The 3,663-nt window shown below is 68.6% G+C and carries 2 protein-coding genes and 2 pseudogenes; all 4 read right to left on the reverse strand.

Going from position 1 to position 3,663, the window contains the following annotated elements:
* The coding region (locus VXC91_RS43435; protein ID WP_329512866.1) for a universal stress protein at positions 1 to 333 on the reverse strand (333 nt) is incomplete at its 3' end.
* A gap of 89 nt (positions 334 to 422) precedes the next feature.
* Positions 423 to 584, reverse strand: a pseudogene (locus VXC91_RS43440) (TetR/AcrR family transcriptional regulator); the annotation flags it as partial.
* A gap of 522 nt (positions 585 to 1,106) precedes the next feature.
* Positions 1,107 to 2,357 (reverse strand): MFS transporter, encoded by a 1,251-nt coding sequence (locus VXC91_RS43445; RefSeq protein WP_329512867.1) that lies wholly within the window; start codon positions 2,355 to 2,357, stop codon positions 1,107 to 1,109.
* A gap of 208 nt (positions 2,358 to 2,565) precedes the next feature.
* A pseudogene (locus VXC91_RS43450) lies at positions 2,566 to 3,661 on the reverse strand (integrase core domain-containing protein).
* Between the last annotated feature and the right edge of the window lie 2 nt (positions 3,662 to 3,663).

A 3,663-nucleotide genomic window follows, 5' to 3' on the forward strand; every position in this document is an offset into this window, starting at 1 on the left:
CTCGACCAGCCCGTTGTAGGGGTCGCCGCGGAAGGTGTGGAACTCCCAGCGCACGTCGAAGACCCCCCTGGCGCGCTCAGCGGCCTTGCGGATGTACTCGTCCAGGTCCTCCGCGATTTCGTTGCTCGTCTCGGCCACCGGCACCCCGAGCGCCGCCCTCCCCGCCATCACGGGTTGCACGTACACGATCGCGAGCAGTGCACGCTGTCGTCGGGCGAGACCGCTGGCATAGTGCGCCGCCCGGAGCGAGGAATCGGAGCCGTCGACGCCGACGACGATGACCTTGGGCCCGTCCGTTCCGCGCTCGAACTGCTCCGCGTGCTCTTTCGTCACGGCTTGAGGCTATCGGAATCCACAGGTCCGGGGCCCGTGCGGGCGCCGCGGAATCGCGGGCCGACAGGGCGGGTGGGGAAGGTCCGCTACAGCGTGCCGATGCCGACACCTGCGCAGCGGGCGATGTCCTCCAGGGACGCCTCCGCGCCGTGCTCCGCGAAGGCATCGCGCGCCAGGACGATCAGGGCGTCGTAGTTGCGGGCGGCGTCCTTACGGTGCGGCCGCCGGGACGCGACGATCTCGCTGCGGATCGGATGGGTGAGTTGCCGTCGCCTTACTGCGTTCTCGTGCCGCAGCACCAGCAGTTCGGCATCCTTGGCGGTCTCTCGGCGTAGCAGTACTGCCGGCACGGACACCAGCGCACGGGTGGCCCGGTACAGCAGCGAGGTGATCACCCGTGCAGCATCCCAGCCACTGCCGAGGTCTCGGCACGCAGGCTCTCACCTGCAGCGATGACTTTGCGAGCCCCACAGGATCGGACTGGTGAGTTGCCGTCGCAGTACCGCTGGCACGGACAGCAGCGCACGGGTGGCCCGGTACAGCAGCGAGGTGATCACCCGTGCACCATCTCAGCCACTGCCGAGGGCTCGGTACGCAGGCTCTCACCTGCAGCGATGACTTTGCGCACCCCACAGGTCCAATGGCAGTGGCCCCACGGCGGTGTTGGGCCTGCTGTGGGCGCGGGGCGCAGGGCGTAGACCGGGGCCTGGTTGGCGTCGCAGCGCGTGGGTGGGTGAGGTTCCCCCGCTGTGCGGGAGTGGCTGACCAGCTGGTCAGGAGGTGGCCGAGTCCCCCTGAGTCGAGGCCGGTGCAGCCCTCCTGGTTCGGGCCTCTTGGTGTTCGGGGTCGCGCGGGGACGAGATGACGACCTCGGAGCGGCGTGGCCCCCGGTCCATGATGCCGCCAGTGATGGCGAGGCCGAGGCCGGCCAGGGCCAGGGCCGCGCCGACCAGCGTGGGCGAGGCCCAGCCCCAGCCGGCCGAGATGACCAGGCCGCCCAGCCAGGCGCCACCCGCGTTGGCCAGGTTGAACGCGGAGTGGTTCGAGGCCGCCGCCATCGTCGGCGCTTTGTCCGCCTTGGCCATCAGCAGCATCTGCACGGGTGTGGTGATCAGCGCGCTCAACGCGGCGATGAGCGTGAGGGTCACGAGCGCGGGCACCGTGCTGTTAACGGCGAAGTAGAAGGCCCCCAGCGCTACAGCGAGCAGGGTCAGCCCGACATAGAGCGTCGGGCGCAGCGCCCGGTCGGTGAGCGGGCCCGCTACGAGGGTGCCGAGCGTCATGCCGACGCCGAACAGGGCGAGAACCAGGGTGGTGGAGGAGTCGGAGATCCCCGTGAGGTGGGTCAGCATCGGCACGAGGTAGCTGTAGACGGCGAAGAATCCGCCGAACCCGATGACCGCTGTGGCCAAGCCGAGCGCCACCTGCCTGTTGCCCATGGCGCGCAGTTCGTGCTTGACGCCGGACTGCGGGCCGCGCGGTTGGTGCGGGACCAGGCAGGACAGGGCGACGAACGCGAGGACGCCGATGACGGCGACCGCTATGTACGCGTACCGCCAGCCGAGTTGCTGGCCGAGGGCGGTACCGGCGGGAACACCGACGATATTGGCCACTGTCAGCCCGAGGAACATGGTCGAGACGGCACGGGCTGCCCGGTCGGGCGCGACCAGCCGGGAGGCGACGACGGCGCCGACGCCGAACAGGGCGCCGTGTGGCAGGCCCGAGAGGACGCGCGCCGCGAAGAGCAGACCAAAACTGGGGGCGAGTGCGGAGGCGGTGTTGCCGATGACGAACAGTCCGGACAGGAGCAGCAGCAGTCTCTTGTGCGGTATGCGGGCGCCGATGCCGGTCAGCAGGGGCGCGCCGACGACGACACCGAGCGCGTAGGCGGAGACGAGGTTGCCCGCGTGCGGTACGGACACGCCGACACCGTCAGCGATCTGGGGCAGCAGCCCCATGGTGACGAACTCGGTCGTCCCGATGCCGAACGCGACGAGAGCCAGGGCCAGCAGAGCCAGGGGCATGGCGCAGGGGAACCTTCCCGGGAGGGGTGGGTGTGTCGGGTTTGCGCGCCGGGCCTCGTCGCCCGGGCACAGGAAAAGGAGGGTCGGCCTGCCGACCCTCTTGAACACAGCACAGCCGGAGGCCTCCGCATTCCTGGGCGGGGCGGCGCACAGAGTGACGTATGTCGCAACGGGAGACTGTGCGTGCCGAGAATTACGTCCGCGCTGGTCAAGCGGCGTGTTGATACTCGTGGAGGATGCCGCCGAGCCGGTCGTGTCGGCGTACGTCGAGGTGAGTGATTTGTTCTGGTTCGGTGATCGGTTCGGGCAGAGAGCGGAGTGGGTCCGCGGCGTGCAGTGATCGGTGGGTGCGGTGCTCGTTGTAGTGCCGTTCGTACTCGCGCAGCGCATGGCGTAGGTGGTGTTCGTTCCAGATCAGTGTTCGGTCGAGCAGTTCGCGGCGCAGGGTGTGCACCCACCGTTCCATGATCGAGTTCATGCGGGCATCCTGATGCCGGTCAGGATGGTGCGGATGCCGGTGTCGGTGAGGATCTCGTCGATGAGGTCGGGGAACTTGGCGTCGCGGTTGCGGATCAGGAATGCGGCCTTGGCGCTGGTGTCTTCGAGATCCATGACGAGGTTCTTGATCGCCTGGGTTACCCAGGTGGCGGTGGGGTGGGCGGTGGTGTCCAGGATGCGGATGCGGCGGGTGGCGTGCTCGATGACGGCGAGAATGTACTGGCGCTGGCCAGTCAGGGTGACCGTCTCGATGAAGTCGAGGGCCAGGACAGCGCCGGTCTGGGAGCGTAGGAAATCGGCCCATGTAGTCAAGGTTCGCTGTGGCGCGGGATCGATGCCCTCAGTCTTGAGGATCTCCCAGATGGTGGAGGGGGCGATCCGGATTCCGAGGGTGGCGAGTTCACCGTGGACGCGCCGGTGTCCCCAGGTGCTGTTCTCGCGCGCCATCCGCAGGGTGAGTCGCCGTATGGAACGCTCGGTTGGGGCGCGGCCGGGCCGTTTGGGCCGACTCAGCCTGCCGTGACGCCGCCTGCTCAGATCGCGGTGCCATCGCAGAATGTCTCGGGATGCACCAGCAGCCGCAGGCGCCGCAACTGGCCACGCCGGAGGCGGACCAGGAGGGCAGCGAGGAAGGCCCGGTCCGCGGGAGTGAGCTTGATCCTTTCCGTGCCGAGTTGCTGCTCGAGCACAGTGAGCTGGTGGCGTAGGGCCAGGATCTCGGTGTCCTTGTCGCGGTCGCTCATCGGTAGCAGCCGCAGCGCGGCGAACGCGTTGGTGATGGTCGGGTAGGCGAGACGAAGCAACACGA

The sequence above is a fragment of the Streptomyces chiangmaiensis genome (assembly GCF_036281785.1).
GTDB lineage: Bacteria > Actinomycetota > Actinomycetes > Streptomycetales > Streptomycetaceae > Streptomyces > Streptomyces chiangmaiensis.

Coding starts and splice junctions, on each gene's coding strand:
- VXC91_RS43445 (WP_329512867.1), bottom strand. CDS start 2,357: ATGCCCCTGGCTCTGCTGGCCCTGGCTCTCGTCGCGTTCGGCATCGGG.